Origin of the sequence: Mycoplasmopsis gallinacea (assembly GCF_900660495.1) — a bacterium.
GTDB lineage: Bacteria > Bacillota_I > Bacilli_A > Mycoplasmatales > Metamycoplasmataceae > Mycoplasmopsis > Mycoplasmopsis gallinacea.
In genome coordinates this window covers 320,111-341,231 of record NZ_LR214950.1, presented here as the reverse complement: position 1 = coordinate 341,231, position 21,121 = coordinate 320,111, and the positions used below count along the sequence as shown (strand labels likewise).

10 protein-coding genes, 8 tRNA genes and 4 rRNA genes are annotated in these 21,121 nt (G+C 36.5%); 21 read left to right on the top strand and 1 reads right to left on the bottom strand.

Annotated features, from left to right (window positions below; all coding sequences use genetic code 4):
* The first annotated feature begins 69 nt into the window (after positions 1-69).
* From EXC51_RS01260 to rpmA, 21 genes are all read left to right on the top strand, one after another.
* Positions 70-1,579 (top strand): 16S ribosomal RNA (locus EXC51_RS01260).
* A gap of 286 nt (positions 1,580-1,865) precedes the next feature.
* Positions 1,866-4,751 (top strand): 23S ribosomal RNA (locus tag EXC51_RS01255).
* A gap of 254 nt (positions 4,752-5,005) precedes the next feature.
* Positions 5,006-6,515, top strand: a 16S ribosomal RNA gene (locus tag EXC51_RS01250).
* Positions 6,516-6,801: 286 nt separating this feature from the next.
* Positions 6,802-9,687, top strand: a 23S ribosomal RNA gene (locus EXC51_RS01245).
* Together the 16S and 23S rRNA genes form the textbook arrangement of a ribosomal RNA operon.
* Before the next feature lie 360 nt (positions 9,688-10,047).
* Entirely contained in the window at positions 10,048-11,094 is a 1,047-nt protein-coding gene (locus EXC51_RS01240; RefSeq protein ID WP_129620153.1) for a hypothetical protein, read from the top strand.
* Positions 11,095-11,199: 105 nt separating this feature from the next.
* Positions 11,200-11,276, top strand: a tRNA-Pro gene (locus EXC51_RS01235).
* Positions 11,277-11,282: 6 nt separating this feature from the next.
* Positions 11,283-11,359: transfer RNA gene (locus EXC51_RS01230), tRNA-Ala, on the top strand.
* A gap of 4 nt (positions 11,360-11,363) precedes the next feature.
* Positions 11,364-11,440 (top strand) — tRNA-Met (locus tag EXC51_RS01225).
* A gap of 40 nt (positions 11,441-11,480) precedes the next feature.
* Positions 11,481-11,556 (top strand) — tRNA-Ile (locus tag EXC51_RS01220).
* 6 nt (positions 11,557-11,562) lie between these two features.
* A tRNA-Ser gene (locus tag EXC51_RS01215) sits at positions 11,563-11,655 on the top strand.
* Between the two features lie 19 nt (positions 11,656-11,674).
* Positions 11,675-11,750 (top strand) — tRNA-Met (locus EXC51_RS01210).
* 4 nt (positions 11,751-11,754) lie between these two features.
* Positions 11,755-11,831, top strand: a tRNA-Asp gene (locus EXC51_RS01205).
* Positions 11,832-11,835: 4 nt separating this feature from the next.
* A tRNA-Phe gene (locus EXC51_RS01200) sits at positions 11,836-11,911 on the top strand.
* A 94-nt stretch (positions 11,912-12,005) separates the two neighbouring features.
* Positions 12,006-12,563 (top strand): hypothetical protein, encoded by a 558-nt coding sequence (locus tag EXC51_RS01195; protein WP_129620152.1) that lies wholly within the window; start codon positions 12,006-12,008, stop codon positions 12,561-12,563.
* A gap of 17 nt (positions 12,564-12,580) precedes the next feature.
* On the top strand, positions 12,581-15,259 hold the full coding sequence (gene ileS, locus EXC51_RS01190) for an isoleucine--tRNA ligase (protein ID WP_129620151.1): 2,679 nt from the start codon (positions 12,581-12,583) through the stop codon (positions 15,257-15,259).
* On the top strand, positions 15,260-15,934 hold the full coding sequence (locus tag EXC51_RS01185) for a signal peptidase II (RefSeq protein ID WP_129620150.1): 675 nt from the start codon (positions 15,260-15,262) through the stop codon (positions 15,932-15,934).
* Positions 15,935-15,991: 57 nt separating this feature from the next.
* Complete coding sequence (locus EXC51_RS01180; RefSeq protein WP_223211645.1) at positions 15,992-17,374, top strand: YitT family protein; 1,383 nt, start codon at positions 15,992-15,994, stop codon at positions 17,372-17,374.
* Between the two features lie 61 nt (positions 17,375-17,435).
* The gene (locus EXC51_RS01175; protein ID WP_129620149.1) at positions 17,436-17,678 is read left to right on the top strand and encodes a hypothetical protein; all 243 of its coding nucleotides are present in this window, start codon (positions 17,436-17,438) and stop codon (positions 17,676-17,678) included.
* Positions 17,679-17,879: 201 nt separating this feature from the next.
* Positions 17,880-19,514, top strand: a complete 1,635-nt coding sequence (locus EXC51_RS01170; protein ID WP_129619974.1) for an IS1634 family transposase — start codon at positions 17,880-17,882, stop codon at positions 19,512-19,514.
* 268 nt (positions 19,515-19,782) lie between these two features.
* Entirely contained in the window at positions 19,783-20,082 is a 300-nt protein-coding gene (gene rplU / locus EXC51_RS01165) for a 50S ribosomal protein L21 (RefSeq protein WP_129620148.1), read from the top strand.
* Between the two features lie 14 nt (positions 20,083-20,096).
* Positions 20,097-20,357: a 50S ribosomal protein L27 gene (gene rpmA / locus EXC51_RS01160; RefSeq protein ID WP_129620147.1), complete on the top strand. Its 261-nt coding sequence runs from the start codon at positions 20,097-20,099 to the stop codon at positions 20,355-20,357.
* Positions 20,358-20,376: 19 nt separating this feature from the next.
* Here rpmA and EXC51_RS01155 read toward each other — a convergent pair whose 3' ends face one another.
* Positions 20,377-21,117, bottom strand: coding sequence for a DNA-processing protein DprA (locus EXC51_RS01155; protein WP_129620146.1), 741 nt, complete (start codon positions 21,115-21,117; stop codon positions 20,377-20,379).
* Between the last annotated feature and the right edge of the window lie 4 nt (positions 21,118-21,121).

Sequence of the window (21,121 nt, the reverse complement as noted above, 5' to 3'; positions counted from 1 at the left end):
AATTAGCAACATTTGCGAATTAAAAAGTTCTTTGAAAACTAGATATATACAATGTACATGACAGTCAATTTTTTCGAGAGTTTGATCCTGGCTCAGGATGAACGCTGGCTGTGTGCCTAATACATGCATGTCGAGCGGAGTTCTTCGGAACTTAGCGGCGAATGGGTGAGTAACACGTACTTAACGTGCCCCCTTGATTGGGATAACGCTGAGAAATTAGCGCTAATACCGGATACTTAAATATCTCGCATGAGGTATTTATAAAAGGAGCCTTTAAAGCTTCACAAGGGGATCGGGGTGCGTAACATTAGCTAGTTGGTGAGGTAATGGCTCACCAAGGCGATGATGTTTAGCGGGGTTGAGAGACTGATCCGCCACACTGGGACTGAGATACGGCCCAGACTCCTACGGGAGGCAGCAGTAGGGAATTTTCCACAATGGGCGAAAGCCTGATGGAGCGACACAGCGTGCAGGATGAAGGCCTTCGGGTTGTAAACTGCTGTTATAAGGGAAGAAAAAGTCGAGGAGGAAATGCCTTGACCTTGACGGTACCTTATCAGAAAGCAACGGCTAACTATGTGCCAGCAGCCGCGGTAATACATAGGTTGCAAGCGTTATCCGGAATTATTGGGCGTAAAGCGTCTGTAGGTTGTTTGTTAAGTCTGGTGTGAAAACTTGGGGCTCAACCCCAAATTGCATTGGATACTGGCAAACTAGAATTGTGTAGAGGTTAGCGGAATTCCTTGTGAAGCGGTGGAATGCGTAGATATAAGGAAGAACATCAACATGGCGAAGGCAGCTAACTGGACACATATTGACACTGAGAGACGAAAGCGTGGGGAGCAAACAGGATTAGATACCCTGGTAGTCCACGCCGTAAACGATGATGATTAGCTGATGGGGAACTCATCGGCGCAGCTAACGCATTAAATCATCCGCCTGAGTAGTATGCTCGCAAGAGTGAAACTTAAAGGAATTGACGGGGATCCGCACAAGCGGTGGAGCATGTGGTTTAATTTGAAGATACGCGTAGAACCTTACCCACTCTTGACATCTTCTGCAAAGCTATAGAGATATAGTGGAGGTTAACAGAATGACAGATGGTGCATGGTTGTCGTCAGCTCGTGTCGTGAGATGTTCGGTTAAGTCCTGCAACGAGCGCAACCCTTGTCCTTAGTTAAATGTTCTAGGGAGACTGCCCGGGTAACCGGGAGGAAGGTGGGGACGACGTCAAATCATCATGCCTCTTACGAGTGGGGCAACACACGTGCTACAATGGATGGTACAAAGAGACGCAATACGGCGACGTGGAGCAAATCTCAAAAAACCATTCTCAGTTCGGATTGTAGTCTGCAACTCGACTACATGAAGTCGGAATCGCTAGTAATCGTAGATCAGCTACGCTACGGTGAATACGTTCTCGGGTCTTGTACACACCGCCCGTCACACCATGGGAGCTGGTAATGCCCGAAGTCGGTTTTGTTAACTACGGAGACAACTGCCTAAGGCAGGACTGGTGACTGGGGTGAAGTCGTAACAAGGTATCCCTACGAGAACGTGGGGATGGATTACCTCCTTTCTACGGAGTACACCTTTCAGTTTAGTGCTGAAAAATACAACAAAAATTATTAAATATTAACGACAAATAATAGGTCATGTCATATATCTAGTTTTGAGAGAACTTTCTCTCTTTGTTCTTTGAAAACTGAATAGTAAAGTAAAGATATTAAATTAATATAACAACGACATCAAAAAATAAATTAGTCAATTTGTTTTGTGATACCGAGTTAATTATTATTCTAAAAATAATAATTTATTGAAATGTCTTTGAATACATCAAACAAATAGGTAAATATTGTTACAACTTTTAAATAAGTAAGAGTTTGTGGTGGATGCCTTGGGTCTGGAAGTCGATGAAGGACGTGATTACCTGCGATAAGCCTCGTGGAGCTGGATATGAGCTACGATACGGGGATTTCCGAATGGGGAAACCTAACTAGAGTAATTTCTAGTTGCTGTATAATGAATCAAATAGTTATACAGACGAGACACGTTGTGAACTGAAACATCTTAGTAGCAACAGGAAGAGAAAATAAATAATGATTCCATTAGTAGCGGCGAGCGAACGTGGAAGAGCCCAAACCGACATTAGTCGGGGTTGTAGGACTATCTACATGAAGTTACAAATCTTTATCATAGCAGAATAGCGTGGGAAAGCTAAGCAAAGAGGGTGATACTCCCGTAAGCGAAATGGTAAAGACTTCTGATAGTATCCTGAGTAGGGCGGGGCACGTGAAACCCTGTCTGAATCTGCCGGGACCATCCGGTAAGGCTAAATACTAACCAGACACCGATAGTGAACTAGTACCGTGAGGGAAAGGTGAAAAGAACCCCGGGAGGGGAGTGAAATAGATTCTGAAACCACTTACTTACAATTAGTCAGAGCCCATTAAAGGGTGATGGCGTACATCTTGCAGTATGGACCGGCGAGTTATGATAACATGCGAGGTTAAGTGGATAAAAGCGGAGCCGCAGAGAAATCGAGTCTTAATAGGGCGTTTAGTATGTTGTCATATACCCGAAACCATGTGATCTATTCATGAGCAGGCTGAAGCTTGGCTAACCCCAAGTGGAGGGCCGAACCGTAGTACGCTGAAAAGTGCCCGGATGACTTGTGAATAGTGGAGAAATTCCAATCGAACTTGGAGATAGCTGGTTCTCCTCGAAATAGCTTTAGGGCTAGCGTGTGATGTTAAACTTTGGTGGTAGAGCACTGAATATGGAATGGCCGCGCCTAGCGGTACTGACTATAATCAAACTCCGAATACCATTGTGTATTATCATGCAGTCGGAACCGGGGTGCTAACGTCCCGGCTCGCGAGGGCAACAACCCAGATCGTCGGCTAAGGTCCCAAAATTGTGTTAAGTCAGAAAGGTTGTGAGATTTCATAAACAACTAGGAGGTTGGCTTAGAAGCAGCCATCCTTTAAAGAGTGCGTAATAGCTCACTAGTCAAGAGATCTTGCGCCAATAATGTAACGGGAGTAAAACACAATACCGAAGCCACGGGTACGAAAGTACGTTAGAGGAGCGTTCTTAGGGCGGTGAAGTCAGACCGTGAGGACTGGTGGAGCGCTAAGAAGTGAGAATGCCGGTATGAGTAACGATTTGAGGTGAGAATCCTCAACGCCTATTGGGAAAGGTTTCCTGGGGAAGGTTCGTCCACCCAGGGTTAGTCAGGACCTAAGGAGAGGCCGAAAGGCGTATTCGATGGATAACAGGTTAATATTCCTGTACTGGCTGTTATTAGTGATGGAGTGACGGAGAAGGATAACATTACCCATTATTGGATTTGGGGGTAAATGCAAACTGGTGAGTGTAGTTAAATGCGCACTCTATAACTGGGATGTATGATGCATAGCTCATTTGAGCGAATTATGTGATTTCATGCTTCCAAGAAAAGCTTCTAAACGTTTAAAATAACGGTCACCTGTACCGAGAACGGACACACGTTCCCAAGATGAGTATTCTAAGGCGAGCGAGAAAACTAGTGTTAAGGAACTCTGCAAAATGACCCCGTAAGTTCGCGAGAAGGGGTGCCAACTTTGAGTTGGCCACAGTAAATTGTGAGGGGCAACTGTTTATCAAAAACACAGCTCTCTGCTAAACCGTAAGGTGATGTATAGGGGGTGAAGCCTGCCCAGTGCCCGAAGGTTAAGTGGATGCGTTAGCTTATGCGAAGCGTTGAAATGAAGCCCGGGTGAACGGCGGCCGTAACTATAACGGTCCTAAGGTAGCGAAATTCCTTGTCGGCTAAATACTGACCTGCACGAAAGGCGCAATGATCTCTCAACTGTCTCAACACTAGACTCGGTGAAATTATGGTCCCAGTGAAAACGCTGGGTACCCGCATCAAGACGAAAAGACCCCATGGAGCTTTACTACAACTTCGTATTGGAACTTGGCCTAACATGTGTAGGATAGGTGGGAGACGTTGATCTTAAGGCGCTAGCCTTAAGGGAGTCGCCGTTGAAATACCACCCTTGGTATGTTGAGTTTCTAACCTGCCGCCGTTATCCGGTGGGGGGACAGTGCGTGGTGGGTAGTTTGACTGGGGCGGTCGCCTCCTAAAAGGTAACGGAGGCGTTCAAAGGTACACTCAATATGGTCAGAAACCATATGTAGAGCGCAAAGGTAGAAGTGTGCTTGACTGCGAGACCTACAAGTCGAGCAGGTGCGAAAGCAGGACTTAGTGATCCGGCTGTACGTCATGGAACGGCAGTCGCTCAACGGATAAAAGTTACCCTGGGGATAACAGGCTTATCTTGCCCAAGAGATCACATCGACGGCAAGGTTTGGCACCTCGATGTCGGCTCATCGCATCCTGGAGCTGGAGTCGGTTCCAAGGGTTTGGCTGTTCGCCAATTAAAGCGGTACGCGAGCTGGGTTCAGAACGTCGTGAGACAGTTCGGTCCCTATCTGATGTGGGCGTTGGAATATTGATGAGAGCTGCTCTTAGTACGAGAGGACCGGAGTGGACGTACCGCTGGTGTTCCAGTTGTTCCGCCAGGAGCATAGCTGGGTAGCTAAGTACGGAAGGGATAACCGCTGAAAGCATCTAAGTGGGAAGCCTCCTCAGAGATGAGTATTCCCTTGAAATTCCTTGTAGACTACGAGGTTGATAGGATGGAAGTGTAAGTGTAGTAATACATTCAGCTGACCATTACTAATAAATTGATAGGTTTAAAAGTTAAGATGTTATTCAAGACATTTTAATGAATTATTATAAAAAATTTACTATTCAGTTTTCAGAGGACAAAATAATGAAACTCCTTTTTTAGGAGTTTTCTTATAAAATTTTTGCAACTCTGAAATTTAAAAAAATTTTTAAAAAAATGTTTTTTAAATTAAAATGTTTATGCTATAATAAATTAGCAACATTTGCAAGATAAAATTAAAAAAGTTCTTTGAAAACTAGATATATACAATGTACATGACAGTCAATTTTTTCGAGAGTTTGATCCTGGCTCAGGATGAACGCTGGCTGTGTGCCTAATACATGCATGTCGAGCGGAGTTCTTCGGAACTTAGCGGCTAATGGGTGAGTAACACGTACTTAACGTGCCCCCTTGATTGGGATAACGCTGAGAAATTAGCGCTAATACCGGATACTTAAATATCTCGCATGAGGTATTTATAAAAGGAGCCTTTAAAGCTTCACAAGGGGATCGGGGTGCGTAACATTAGCTAGTTGGTGAGGTAATGGCTCACCAAGGCGATGATGTTTAGCGGGGTTGAGAGACTGATCCGCCACACTGGGACTGAGATACGGCCCAGACTCCTACGGGAGGCAGCAGTAGGGAATTTTCCACAATGGGCGAAAGCCTGATGGAGCGACACAGCGTGCAGGATGAAGGCCTTCGGGTTGTAAACTGCTGTTATAAGGGAAGAAAAAGTCGAGGAGGAAATGCCTTGACCTTGACGGTACCTTATCAGAAAGCAACGGCTAACTATGTGCCAGCAGCCGCGGTAATACATAGGTTGCAAGCGTTATCCGGAATTATTGGGCGTAAAGCGTCTGTAGGTTGTTTGTTAAGTCTGGTGTGAAAACTTGGGGCTCAACCCCAAATTGCATTGGATACTGGCAAACTAGAATTGTGTAGAGGTTAGCGGAATTCCTTGTGAAGCGGTGGAATGCGTAGATATAAGGAAGAACATCAACATGGCGAAGGCAGCTAACTGGACATATATTGACACTGAGAGACGAAAGCGTGGGGAGCAAACAGGATTAGATACCCTGGTAGTCCACGCCGTAAACGATGATGATTAGCTGATGGGGAACTCATCGGCGCAGCTAACGCATTAAATCATCCGCCTGAGTAGTATGCTCGCAAGAGTGAAACTTAAAGGAATTGACGGGGATCCGCACAAGCGGTGGAGCATGTGGTTTAATTTGAAGATACGCGTAGAACCTTACCCACTCTTGACATCTTCTGCAAAGCTATAGAGATATAGTGGAGGTTAACAGAATGACAGATGGTGCATGGTTGTCGTCAGCTCGTGTCGTGAGATGTTCGGTTAAGTCCTGCAACGAGCGCAACCCTTGTCCTTAGTTAAACGTTCTAGGGAGACTGCCCGGGTAACCGGGAGGAAGGTGGGGACGACGTCAAATCATCATGCCTCTTACGAGTGGGGCAACACACGTGCTACAATGGATGGTACAAAGAGACGCAATACGGCGACGTGGAGCAAATCTCAAAAAACCATTCTCAGTTCGGATTGTAGTCTGCAACTCGACTACATGAAGTCGGAATCGCTAGTAATCGTAGATCAGCTACGCTACGGTGAATACGTTCTCGGGTCTTGTACACACCGCCCGTCACACCATGGGAGCTGGTAATGCCCGAAGTCGGTTTTGTTAACTACGGAGACAACTGCCTAAGGCAGGACTGGTGACTGGGGTGAAGTCGTAACAAGGTATCCCTACGAGAACGTGGGGATGGATTACCTCCTTTCTACGGAGTACACCTTTCAGTTTAGTGCTGAAAAATACAACAAAAATTATTAAATATTAACGACAAATAATATGTCATGTCATATATCTAGTTTTGAGAGAACTTTCTCTCTTTGTTCTTTGAAAACTGAATAGTAAAGTAAAGATATTAAATTAATATAACAACGACATCAAAAAATAAATTAGTCAATTTGTTTTGTGATACCGAGTTAATTATTATTTTAAAAATAATAATTTATTGAAATGTCTTTGAATACATCAAACAAATAGGTAAATATTGTTACAACTTTTAAATAAGTAAGAGTTTGTGGTGGATGCCTTGGGTCTGGAAGTCGATGAAGGACGTGATTACCTGCGATAAGCCTCGTGGAGCTGGATATGAGCTACGATACGGGGATTTCCGAATGGGGAAACCTAGCTAGAGTAATTTCTAGTTGCTGTATAATGAATCAAATAGTTATACAGACGAGACACGTTGTGAACTGAAACATCTTAGTAGCAACAGGAAGAGAAAATAAATAATGATTCCATTAGTAGCGGCGAGCGAACGTGGAAGAGCCCAAACCGACATTAGTCGGGGTTGTAGGACTATCTACATGAAGTTACAAATCTTTATCATAGCAGAATAGCGTGGGAAAGCTAAGCAAAGAGGGTGATACTCCCGTAAGCGAAATGATAAAGACTTCTGATAGTATCCTGAGTAGGGCGGGGCACGTGAAACCCTGTCTGAATCTGCCGGGACCATCCGGTAAGGCTAAATACTAACCAGACACCGATAGTGAACTAGTACCGTGAGGGAAAGGTGAAAAGAACCCCGGGAGGGGAGTGAAATAGATTCTGAAACCACTTACTTACAATTAGTCAGAGCCCATTAAAGGGTGATGGCGTACATCTTGCAGTATGGACCGGCGAGTTATGATAACATGCGAGGTTAAGTGGATAAAAGCGGAGCCGCAGAGAAATCGAGTCTTAATAGGGCGTTTAGTATGTTGTCATATACCCGAAACCATGTGATCTATTCATGAGCAGGCTGAAGCTTGGCTAACCCCAAGTGGAGGGCCGAACCGTAGTACGCTGAAAAGTGCCCGGATGACTTGTGAATAGTGGAGAAATTCCAATCGAACTTGGAGATAGCTGGTTCTCCTCGAAATAGCTTTAGGGCTAGCGTGTGATGTTAAACTTTGGTGGTAGAGCACTGAATATGGAATGGCCGCGCCTAGCGGTACTGACTATAATCAAACTCCGAATACCATTGTGTATTGTCATGCAGTCGGAACCGGGGTGCTAACGTCCCGGCTCGCGAGGGCAACAACCCAGATCGTCGGCTAAGGTCCCAAAATTGTGTTAAGTCAGAAAGGTTGTGAGATTTCATAAACAACTAGGAGGTTGGCTTAGAAGCAGCCATCCTTTAAAGAGTGCGTAATAGCTCACTAGTCAAGAGATCTTGCGCCAATAATGTAACGGGAGTAAAACACAATACCGAAGCCACGGGTACGAAAGTACGTTAGAGGAGCGTTCTTAGGGCGGTGAAGTCAGACCGTGAGGACTGGTGGAGCGCTAAGAAGTGAGAATGCCGGTATGAGTAACGATTTGAGGTGAGAATCCTCAACGCCTATTGGGAAAGGTTTCCTGGGGAAGGTTCGTCCACCCAGGGTTAGTCAGGACCTAAGGAGAGGCCGAAAGGCGTATTCGATGGATAACAGGTTAATATTCCTGTACTGGCTGTTATTAGTGATGGAGTGACGGAGAAGGATAACATTACCCATTATTGGATTTGGGGGTAAATGCAAACTGGTGAGTGTAGTTAAATGCGCACTCTATAACCGGGATGTATGATGCATAGCTCATTTGAGCGAATTATGTGATTTCATGCTTCCAAGAAAAGCTTCTAAACGTTTTAAATAACGGTCACCTGTACCGAGAACGGACACACGTTCCCAAGATGAGTATTCTAAGGCGAGCGAGAAAACTAGTGTTAAGGAACTCTGCAAAATGACCCCGTAAGTTCGCGAGAAGGGGTGCCAACTTTGAGTTGGCCACAGTAAATTGTGAGGGGCAACTGTTTATCAAAAACACAGCTCTCTGCTAAACCGTAAGGTGATGTATAGGGGGTGAAGCCTGCCCAGTGCCCGAAGGTTAAGTGGATGCGCTAGCTTATGCGAAGCGTTGAAATGAAGCCCGGGTGAACGGCGGCCGTAACTATAACGGTCCTAAGGTAGCGAAATTCCTTGTCGGCTAAATACTGACCTGCACGAAAGGCGCAATGATCTCTCAACTGTCTCAACACTAGACTCGGTGAAATTATGGTCCCAGTGAAAACGCTGGGTACCCGCATCAAGACGAAAAGACCCCATGGAGCTTTACTACAACTTCGTATTGGAACTTGGCCTAACATGTGTAGGATAGGTGGGAGACGTTGATCTTAAGGCGCTAGCCTTAAGGGAGTCGCCGTTGAAATACCACCCTTGGTATGTTGAGTTTCTAACCTGCCGCCGTTATCCGGTGGGGGGACAGTGCGTGGTGGGTAGTTTGACTGGGGCGGTCGCCTCCTAAAAGGTAACGGAGGCGTTCAAAGGTACACTCAATATGGTCAGAAACCATATGTAGAGCGCAAAGGTAGAAGTGTGCTTGACTGCGAGACCTACAAGTCGAGCAGGTGCGAAAGCAGGACTTAGTGATCCGGCTGTACGTCATGGAACGGCAGTCGCTCAACGGATAAAAGTTACCCTGGGGATAACAGGCTTATCTTGCCCAAGAGATCACATCGACGGCAAGGTTTGGCACCTCGATGTCGGCTCATCGCATCCTGGAGCTGGAGTCGGTTCCAAGGGTTTGGCTGTTCGCCAATTAAAGCGGTACGCGAGCTGGGTTCAGAACGTCGTGAGACAGTTCGGTCCCTATCTGATGTGGGCGTTGGAATATTGATGAGAGCTGCTCTTAGTACGAGAGGACCGGAGTGGACGTACCGCTGGTGTTCCAGTTGTTCCGCCAGGAGCATAGCTGGGTAGCTAAGTACGGAAGGGATAACCGCTGAAAGCATCTAAGTGGGAAGCCTCCTCAGAGATGAGTATTCCCTTGAAATTCCTTGTAGACTACGAGGTTGATAGGATGGAAGTGTAAGTGTAGTAATACATTCAGCTGACCATTACTAATAAATTGATAGGTTTAAAAGTTAAGATGTTATTCAAGACATTTTAATGAATTATTATAAAAAATTTACTATTCAGTTTTCAGAGGACAAATAACTCCCTAGTGGAGTTTTTTTATTGCCTTTCCAACTTAGTAGCACAATTTTATACTAGCAAGTAACAAGGTATTATAAGAAAACTAGTTTTTAATACTACCAACTGGGAAAGCACAAATTAAAGGGTCTAATGCAACGGGTTTTCCTAGTTAGTAGCATTTATTTATTGATTTTTATACTATCAAGTTGGAAACTTGTTTTTTATGAAATAAATTCATTATTTGGTATTTTTATTGCATTTATTAAGTAAAATGATTTAAATTTACCTGAAATTGTTAGAATTATTTATATGGATCTTAAAAAAGAAGCAAATTTTACTTCAGAATTTGTAAAAATAGAGAAAAACAAGGAAATTATTAAAGAATTTAATATATTTAGGCATCATGATTTAATAAATCATGCTTATAGAGAGCAAAAAGAACTTTGACAAATGTTTTATAAACGTAAATATTTCAAATTAAGAGAGTTATCCTTAACTGATAATCTATCACAAGGCAAATATTTATTTGATGTTAAAGTTGATTCAAAGCTTATTAACAAAAAAGAGATAGTAATTGAATTAGTTTATTTAAATATTGATAATAAAATAAAAAAGCTACTAGATCAATTCATTTTAGATTTACAAAATCTAAAATATGAACCAAAATATAATAAATGTGATTGCAGTACAACATTTCTTTTACTAAGCAAATACTCCCTTAAACATGGAGTGTGAATTTGAGCTCATAACTATTTAAGAGAAGTTTATCCTTCTCATGAAGATAACTTATTAGAAATTGATCTTTGAGATCTTTATAAAAATTACAATAAGTGCATTAACTTCAGAAGAATGGGTACCAAGAAAGTGACTTTGATGTATTATCTCAGAGAAGAAATTCGAATCACAAACAGCGATTATTCTTTTTATAGTATTTGAATTTTAGTTGAAGAATTTTTGAGAAAACTTAAGCTTGAAATCGATCAAAAAATTATTAAAAAGCAAATCTTTGATTATTTTGAAATAATTGCATATAAGCACTTTCGTAAAATCGTGCTCAAAAGTATTGAGGATTTAGAAAATCAGGAATTAATTGATGAATTAAATTACAAATATAAAGAAACAAATCTTAAAAAAGAAATGAAAAATGCAACAACAGAACTATTTTTAGAATTTATAGTTGATTATATCTTTTATTACTTTAATCTTAGTTTTGATAGCGTAGATAAGCTATTTGAAAATCATATTGATGCAGATAGTAACTTCTTTTATTTTGTCAAACATTTATCTGGAGAGAGACAAATAAAAATTTTAAGAAAATTGAAAAAAATTCTTCTCCATTTTAAAAATATGCTATAATAAATAAGCATCTTAAAAATGCACACAAAAAAATAAAAAAAAGCAAAAAATGTTAGTGATTAAAATTTTTTTGTGTATAATATAAAAGCAACATTTTTAGAAGATGGAGAAGTAGCTCAGCTTGGCAGAGCGCTACGTTTGGGACGTAGTGGTCGCAGGTTCAAATCCTGTCTTCTTCACCATTTAATGGGGGGTTAGCTCATTTGGCTAGAGCGCCTGCCTTGCACGCAGGAGGTGGTGGGTTCGAATCCCATACTCTCCACCATTATGGCACTGTAGCTCAGTTGGTTAGAGCATCCGGTTCATACCCGGAAGGTCGTGAGTTCGAATCTCACCGGTGCTACCAAATCTTATTGTTCTATAAAGCATAAGACCAAAATAGTGCTGGACCTATAGCTCAACGGTTAGAGCAACCGGCTCATAACCGGTCGGCTACAGGTTCGAATCCTGTTAGGTCCACCATTGTATGGGTGATTACCCAAGTCCGGCTGAAGGGACTAGTCTTGAAAACTAGCAGGGGCTTCACGGCCCGCGGGGGTTCGAATCCCTCATCACCCGCCATCTCTTTATAGAATTATATAGCGGAGTAGAGCAGTTGGCAGCTCGTCGGGCTCATAACCCGGAGGTCGTAGGTTCAAGTCCTGCCTCCGCAACCAAAATGGTCCAGTGGTAAAGTGGTTTAATACGCCTCCCTGTCACGGAGGAGAACGCGGGTTCGATCCCCGTCTGGACCGCCATTATGGCCCTGTAGCTCAGTTGGTAGAGCAACAGATTGAAGCTCTGTGTGTCGCTGGTTCGATTCCTGCCGGGGCCACCAAAAAATTACTCTTATTTGTTGGCTAAAAGTTAATAAATAAGAGTAATTTTTTTATATAATTTATTTAAAATTACTAGTAGAATAGGAATAGTTTATGAGTAAAAAAGCCTTAGGAATTCTCGCTTCAACTAGTGTAATTACTGCATGTCCAATTCTTCTTGTCGCATGTAATAATTCAGTAACTAGAAGAGATTTAAAAAATGCAATTATTGAATGAGAAAATCAGTTAAAAAGCCAAGTGACAAGCGGCAAACCAGATATTTTTATCAACGCTGGGATTATCAATATTGAATTCCCAAAAGATAAATCTCAAGAAATAAGTGATTATAATGCTGAAGCTTTAGATTGTTTCCGTGCTATTAAAGGTCATGATCCATTTCAGTTAGATGTATTTATTTCTAGTCAAAATTCAACAAAATCATTTGATATTGAAACTGAAATATTGGCTGTCTCACAGTTACCTGGTGATGTTCCTGTTGAAATAAGAGTTAAATATGCAATAAAAAATACTAATATTTATACTGAAAGAACTTATAAAGTAAATGGTTTTAGAGCTGTTCCGCAAAAACACAATCATTACATAAGAGAAGTAGCTCCTTTGGATTGTGAAAAATGTTTACAAATATACAACAATTACAGCGATGAAAATTAAAATTTGAAAGGTAAATTATGTCTTTAGATTACAAAAAAACTTTAAATATGCCAAGTACTAAATTCGATATGAGAGCTAATTTAGTAATTAAAGAACCTCAATTTCAAAAGTTTTGATTAGAGAATCAAATTTACAAAAAGGTTTTAGAGCAAAACTCACGTAATGATAAATTTATTCTTCATGATGGTCCTCCATACGCAAATGGTGATTTACACGTAGGTCATGCACTTAATAAAATTTTAAAAGACATCATTGTTCGTTATAAGACAATGCAAGGCTTTTATTCACCATATGTGCCAGGTTGAGATACACATGGGCTTCCAATTGAACATAAAATGCTTGTTGAAATGAACATTAGCAAAGATGAAATTGACAAAGTTATCTTAAGAAAAAAAGCAGCTAAATATGCTATGAAACAAGTTGAAAAACAAAAAAGTCAATTCTTAAGTTTATCAATGTTCTCTGATTTTGAAAAATACTACGTAACTTTAGATAAAGAATATGAAGCAAAACAACTTGAAGTGTTTAAAAAAATGGTATTTGATAAGCTTGTTTATAAAGGATTAAAACCAGTTTATTGATCACCATCATCTCAAAGCGCTCTTGCTGAATCTGAAGTGGAATACCAAGATGTAGTTAGTCCTTCAATTTTTGTTTCTTTCAGTATTGTCTCTTCAGATATGGAAGCAATTAACCCTGGAGATAAATTAATCATTTGAACCACTACACCTTGAACACTTTTAGCTAATGCCGGAGTTGCTCTTGGAGAGAAAATTGAATATTCAGTAGTTAAAGTAAATAATCAAAAATTCATTGTAGCTTCAACTTTACTTGACAAATTAGCAGCTACTTTTAAATGAGAAAACTTCCAGGTGGTGAGAACTTTCTTAGGTAAAGAGCTTGGCAAAATTACTTACCAAACACCTATTTTAAAATTCGAAGCTCCAGTTGTACTTGGGCATCACGTTACTGACGAAAATGGATCTGGATTAGTTCATATTGCTCCACTTTTTGGTGAAGATGACTTCCAAATTGGTCTTGATAACAAATTAGAAATGATTATGCACATTTCAGATAAAGGGTTTATCGAAAAAACAAACACCCAATTTGATGGTATTTTCTATGAAGATGCTAACAAATTAATTAGCGAGTACCTTGGTGAAAATATGATGCATTTTGAGCGTTTAAAACACTCATACCCACATGATTGAAGAACACATAAACCTATTATTTATAGAGGAACTACACAATGATTTGTTTCAATTGACAAAATTAGAGATCAAATCCTTGAGCAAATTGATTCTTCAGTACAAACACACCCAGAATGAGCTAAAAAAAGACTTTTCCAAATGATTGAAAATCGTCATGATTGAACAATTTCGCGTCAAAGAGCTTGAGGTGTTCCAATTATCATTTTCTATGATCAAGATAAAAATCCTGTTTTTAAAGAAGAGCTTTTCGATTATGTAATTGATCTTGTAAGAAAACATGGTTCAGATATTTGATATGAAAAAACAACCGATGAACTTCTTCCTGAAAGCTACCGTAATTTAGGTTACACTCGTGAAATGGACATTATGGATGTTTGATTCGATTCAGGAGTTTCATCTATTGCTGTTGATATTGAAAAAGGAATTGAATCTCCATTTGATTTATATCTTGAAGGAGTTGATCAATACCGTGGATGATTTAACTCATCAATTATTAACTCAGTAGCTTACAAAGGCGTAACACCTTATAAACAACTTATTTCACATGGATTTGCTCTTGATGGTAAGGGTGAAAAAATGTCAAAATCAAAAGGAAATACAATCTCTCCAATTGATGTTGTAAAACAAAGAGGTGCTGACATTTTAAGAACTTGAGTAGCTAATTCAGAATACTCAAATGATGTTAATATTTCAAATGAAATCTTAGATCAAAACACTGAACTTTATCGTAAGATAAGAAACACAATTAAGTTCTTACTTGGGAACATTAGCGACTTTAAATACGAACCAAATATCAAACGTGAAGGAATTCACGAATATGTTCAAAACAAATTAGCAGAGCTAAAAGTAAATATTATTAATGCTTATAATGAATATCGTTTTATTAATGTAATTAAACACTTAAATAATTACATTGTTGATCTTTCTGCTTTCTACCTTTCAATTACTAAGGACATTCTTTATGTAAGGACAGCTGATGATACTGAAAGAAGAATGGTTCAAGCTAACTTATATGAAATCTTAGATTTTGTAATTAAAGTTATTGCACCAATTATGCCTACTACAGCAGAAGAAGCATATTCACACTTTAACAAAGAAAATAAATTTGAATCAATAATGTTTGAACGCTTTGACAATTTAAATTCATTAAAGGTGGATCAAGATCTTGTTGCTAAATTTGATAAGTTCTTTGAACTTAGAGAAAAAGTTAACGTTTTAATTGAAAATGAAATTAAAAATGGAAATGTAAAACGTTCAAATGAATTAGAGCTTGTTCTTGATAATTCAGTAGATCAATTTACTAAAGAGTTAAACCTTGCTACTCTTTTAATGGTAGGGAAAGTAAGTGATGGAGATAAATTAAAAGTAGTGAAATTTACTTCTGAAAAATGTCTTCGTTGCTGAAACCACTTCGAAGCTAAAGATATGGCTGGTGAAATTTGTGTAAATTGCGACCAAGTTTTAAGAAAGTTGAACTTAAATTAAATGAATAATGTAACAACAATCAAAAACTATTTAAAAAACTTAGTTAATAGATTTGTAAGCCACCTAAAAAACAATAAGAAAAAAATCTTAATTAACTATTTAATTTTCTTAAGTGTATTTGCAGTTTTCCTTTTAATCGATCAATTAACTAAAACATTTATTTTTCATCATGGCGATATTAATACTTTAGATCTAAATGGTACAGTTATAATGCCTGATGGAACTAGAAAACCTGCTGAAAGTATTTATCCATATGTTTCATCACAATGAACAAAATTTGGACTAATTACCATCAGAAGCATTTGACACCGTGGAGTAACACTTTGAGAGAATGCAAATATTGTTTTAATCCAAGTCTTAAGCGCAATTATCTTTCTAGTGACTCTAACTTCAATAATGTTTTTAACTGAAAAGAAAAAAAGAGTGTATTTTTACATTGTGGCACTAGCAATTCTTTCAGCTGGAGATATGGGAAACTTTTTAGATCGTTGCCTTTTCAAAGGGCACGTAAAAGATTGATTCTTTTTCAACTTTATTAAAGATAGAGGAACATTAAATTTAGCTGATTCATTTATCTTTATTGGAATTTGTTTATTCATCATAACATCTCTTATTTCGATAATTATGGAAATTGCTTCGAAAGAAAAACGACAAAAAGAAAATCCAGCCAAATAAGGTTGGATTTTTGTTCTATTTTTTCATTAAAAATTAGAAAATGATAAAATAGATTTTATGAAAAATAACATTGATAAAAATGAAGAAACAAAAGAACCTATAAACCTTCAAGATGATATATCTCACAAAATGAAAATCAACATTTTCCAAAAGCATAAATTTTGAAAATGTGTAAAAAATGGTAATAAAAAACAAATTATTCAAGATTTTTCATTACAAAATAATTTTCAAGAATGAGATAGCAACCATATCAATATAGCAACTGAAGATGTTAATTTTTTAAAATACAAAATGGGACGGTACCTTTTTAATAATCGTAATCATAAATTAACAATTCCGCAGCTTTGACAAAGATATTGAAGAAGAATTTTAATGATTATTGTTAGTGCAATTATCTTTAACTTCGGAATTCAATTCTTTCTTTTAAGAGCCGATACAATTCCTTCAGGATTAACTGGTATTCCAACACTTTTAACAATTCTTTTGCCTATTTTAAAACCATATTTTTCCCTAATTTACTTTGGGGTAAATTTACCATTATTTATTCTCTATTGAAGAAAAATTAAGAAGAGCTTTTTGTATTTAACTCTTTTCTTTATGATTTCTCAGATTTTAGTTAACCTTGTTTTCACCATTCCTGAAGTGCATGATTTTTTCATGTCAAAAATTAACTTTGTACCAGATGGATTTAAAGATTCATTCACAGTTGGTGAGAGGGTGATTTCACAAAAAGAAGCTTGATATCAAGAAGGACAAACTTGACCAATTTTACTATATGGAACAATTGGTTCATTCTTTATTGGAATTGGAATTGCCATTTCATGAAAAGCTGGTGGTTCAACAGGTGGAACTGACATTGTAGCTTACTACTTTTCAACTAAATCTAAAAAAAGCATTGGTGGTGTTTTAACTATTATTTCCTTTGTAACTGCAAGTATTTTCTTAATTATTTATGGAGCTTTAAGTCCTAATTTAAAGCATTATGTAGTTAGTCCGGAAGAAATTACACTTAATCCTAATGGGACAATTGATTTAGTAAAATTCAATGAACTTCTTAAACAAGATACCAAAGTTCAAACACAACAAATTTACTTTGGAATGAGAGAGCTTTCAACTTTCACATACATTATCACAACTAATTTAACTGTTAACCTTTTATATCCAAAATACAAAAAGACATCATTAGTAATTGTTTCTAGCGATCCAAAACAAATTATGGCTTACTTTAAATTAATCAACTACTGACACTCATACAGAATTACTCGTTTTAAATCTGGATATACTGGGGAATACAGCTACAAAATTGAAACAGTTATTCTTTATTTAGAAGCTAAATCACTAATTCATGATTTAAAATTAATTGATCCAAATATTTGAATTTCAATCAATGTTATTGATGGGATAGTCGGAAAATTCAATACTCAATATGTAGAACAATAATTCTTATTGCTCTTTTTTTCTCCTTTTTAATCCTTTTTTTATATAAAAAATAGGAGGAAATATGAAATTAAATGAACTAGAAAAAATTGAATCTCAAAAAGAACTAAAAACAGAAGCTGGTTTTGCATTATCAACACTTATAACAAGTTTGCCACTTATCATTAGTTCAATTGCTCCGCTAGTGGGTCTAATCAAAAGTGCAATTGCACCAGAAGGTGAAATTAAAGATAAATTAGTTCAATTTAAATGAAATAACAATGTCAAAAAAGCTTCAAATACATTAGATTATTATTCAGTTTTTTAATCCAATTTAAGTGCATAATTTGCACTTTTTTCATTATGCTTTTTCATAATTTCTTTTATAATACTAATCCTGAGTTTCCAAGTTAAGAGCAACTTTGCAATCAGGAAAAATTTATACTCATATACTAAAGTATATGAGTATTTTTTAATAAAAAATATCTTTTTTACTAAAACTACTCAAACTATATGATATAATTTAATTATGAGTAATTACATTTTATGCAAAACAAAAAAGTCAAAAGGAACTTATCTTGGTTTAGCAGTTTCTAATGGTTATGGTAAAGGTATTAGTCAAATGGTTGGTGTAGGATACTGAGAAGAAATTAAAGAAAAATATTCTCTTTCTAGTTTGGAAGATATAAAACCACTAGCCAAACTTATAGAAGTGAGTTCAGATAAAAAAGCTGTAAAATCTAAATTTTTTGAACTATTGGAACCAATGTCAGTACGAACCAATGTTAAAAACATTGGTATCGATTTAATTTATAAAGTTATAAAAGAATTAGAATTGTTTAGTTTTTTACCAAATTCAAAACACAAATCTCTTCAAGAAGTGCTCGAATTTATAATAGGAACAAGAATAATTTTCCCTAGAAGTTATATTTGTCAATACAAAAATAAAAATGACTTTATCCAAGGTTTAAACATTAAAAAGTCATCTATTTATAATTACTTAGATATTTTTTTAGAAAACAAAAACACTATACTATTAAATCTTTATGATAAATTGAAAAAGTTAACTGATAGAAATGAAAAAGTTATACATTTTGATAATACAACAGTTTATTTTGAGAGCTTTTCAAGAAGCGGAATAAGAAATAAAGGTTTTTCAAAAGATGGAAAACACAATGAAGATCAAATCGTAATAGCAATGGCCACAGATAACAATGGAATTCCCTTTCACTACAAAGTTTTTCCAGGAAACACAGCTGATTCGCAAACTTTAATAACATTTTTAGTTGAAATGAAGAAAATTTATAACATAAAAGATGTTGTTGTAATTGCTGATAGAGGGTTAAGTCAAAGTGCAAACATTAGATTTTTAGAACAAAAAGGTTATAAATTTATATTTCAAAAACGAATTGATAATTTAAATGCTGAATCAAGAAACTTTATAGTTCAAGATAAAGATTATATGTGCATAAATAATATATTTTCTAAAGAAAGAATTATTGAATCTTCTTGAAATAAGAAAAGATTTAATGGTAATTACAGAAAACAAATTGTTTATTTTAGTCCTTCAAAAGAAACATTAGATAAAGTAAAAAGAAAAAACCTTATAGATAGAATTAATAAAAAATCAATTGGCGGAACAATATGCTTAAGCGATTTGGTTCCAGAATACAAAAGAAAATATATGGATGTAGATGGTGTCACAGTTGGAAGATTAAACTATGACAAAATAAAGAAAATAGCTGATCAAGATGGATTTTATATGATAGAAACAAATATCCTTGATTTATCAGCAGAAAAAGCAAATGAAATTTATAGACAACAATGAAAAATAGAAGAAGGTTTTCGTATTTTAAAATCATCACTTGAAATTAGACCTATTTTTGTTCATAAAGAAGAGCATATTCTAGCGCATGTATTTTTATGTTTCTTATCTCTTGTTGTTCTAAAATATTCAATCTTTAAACTGAAAAAATTCTATGAAACAAATGGAGAAATTCAGAAAATTACAATTAACAAATTTATAGATGCTTTAAAACTTATAACTATAACTCAAAAAATAGTAAATGATGAAGTAGTATCGGAAATTACAAATAATTTAGATCCATCACACAAAGAGTTAAACAAAATATATAGTGATTTTTACAACATACTAGATAAATAGTTCTAGTAATTTTTAAGACAAAAAAACGAATACGTCTATATAGTAGATGTATTCGTTTTTTTACAGGTTGTAACTTGGAAACTCAGGATACATTAGATTATTATTCAGTTTTTTAATCCAATTTAAGTGCATAATTTGCACTTTTTTCATTATGCTTTTTCATAATTTCTTTTATAATACTAATGTTACTTTTTTGTAACCGTTCTAAAAAGGTTTTAAAGATTGCTAAGCAACACCTTAAAGACGAGCCACAAAATGGAGGTAATGCATGTTCGCAATTATCGAAACAGGTGGAAAACAAATTTTAGTTAAAAAAGATCAAACAATCTTCGTTGAAAAATTAGAAGGCGAAGAAGGATCAGTTGTTACTTTTGATAAAGTATTAGTAGTAAATGATCAAGTTGGTAGACCTTATTTAACAAATGCAAAAGTATCAGGTGTAATCGAAAAACAAGGTAAAGCTAAAAAAATCGTTGTTTACCGTCACAATGCAAAATCTACTCACAAAAGAAAACTTGGACACCGTCAACCATATACAAGAATTAAAATTACAGAAATTTTAGGATAGTAGGTACTTAGAAAATGGCAAAAACAAAAGCCGGTGGTTCTACCCGTAATGGTCGTGATAGCCACAGTAAGAGATTAGGTGCTAAGTTAGGTGATGGACAATTTGCAACAGCTGGATCAATTATTTACCGTCAAAGAGGTACAAAAATTTTTCCAGGTAACAATGTAAAAAGAGGTGGAGACGATACACTTTACACATTAATTGATGGTTACGTAAAATACGAATGCAGAAGAAATAGAAAATTTGTTTCTGTTTACCCTGAAAAACAAAACTAATATATTAAATAAATAACCCTTAGGGGTTATTTTTTATTGCTTCTTCAATTTTAGTAATTAAATTAGCTCCTGATTTAATTAATTCGTTATTTCCATCTTCTAAGTTTTGGGCAGGAAAGCAATAAATTTCCTTACCTAAATTCAGGAAGCAATTAACCAAATTATTAGCTTTACTTTCTTTTTCAGAAGAGATAAAAATTAGTGAGTTAGCAAAAGCTGCAGCAAGAAAATTATTGATGTAAAAATATTCCTTTTTAGGGTGAGTTTTGATTGGGAATGGTGAAATAAAGAAATAATTTGGATTATCTTTTTCCAAGTGATTTATTTGATCTAAACCACTAGCACAAAAGTAAATTATTTTACAATTATTTGCTTTTAATTTTTCTTCAAGATCCCTTTCTTGCTTATACCCGCACAAAACAAATGCACAATTTTTCTTGTTTTTCAAAATAATGTCATTTAAAATTTCTTCAGTTTGGACATTTTGAATTTCATTAATCAGATAAACTTTTGAGTATTTTTCTAAAATTGACAGATCTCCTTTGTAAAAAAATACCATTGGAACATTCTTGCAAATAAGGAGTGACTTTGGATAAAAAACATCAAAAATTGTAAAAAACTCAATTTTTTGTATGAAATATTCACTTTCTACTTTTTTCAAACTTTCAATTTCAATTTGATTTGGTCTGAGTAAATTTTTGTAAATTTGCAAATAATTTGTTTTTAAATAATGCGTTAAATAAAGTAAAACTGTATTCATTTTT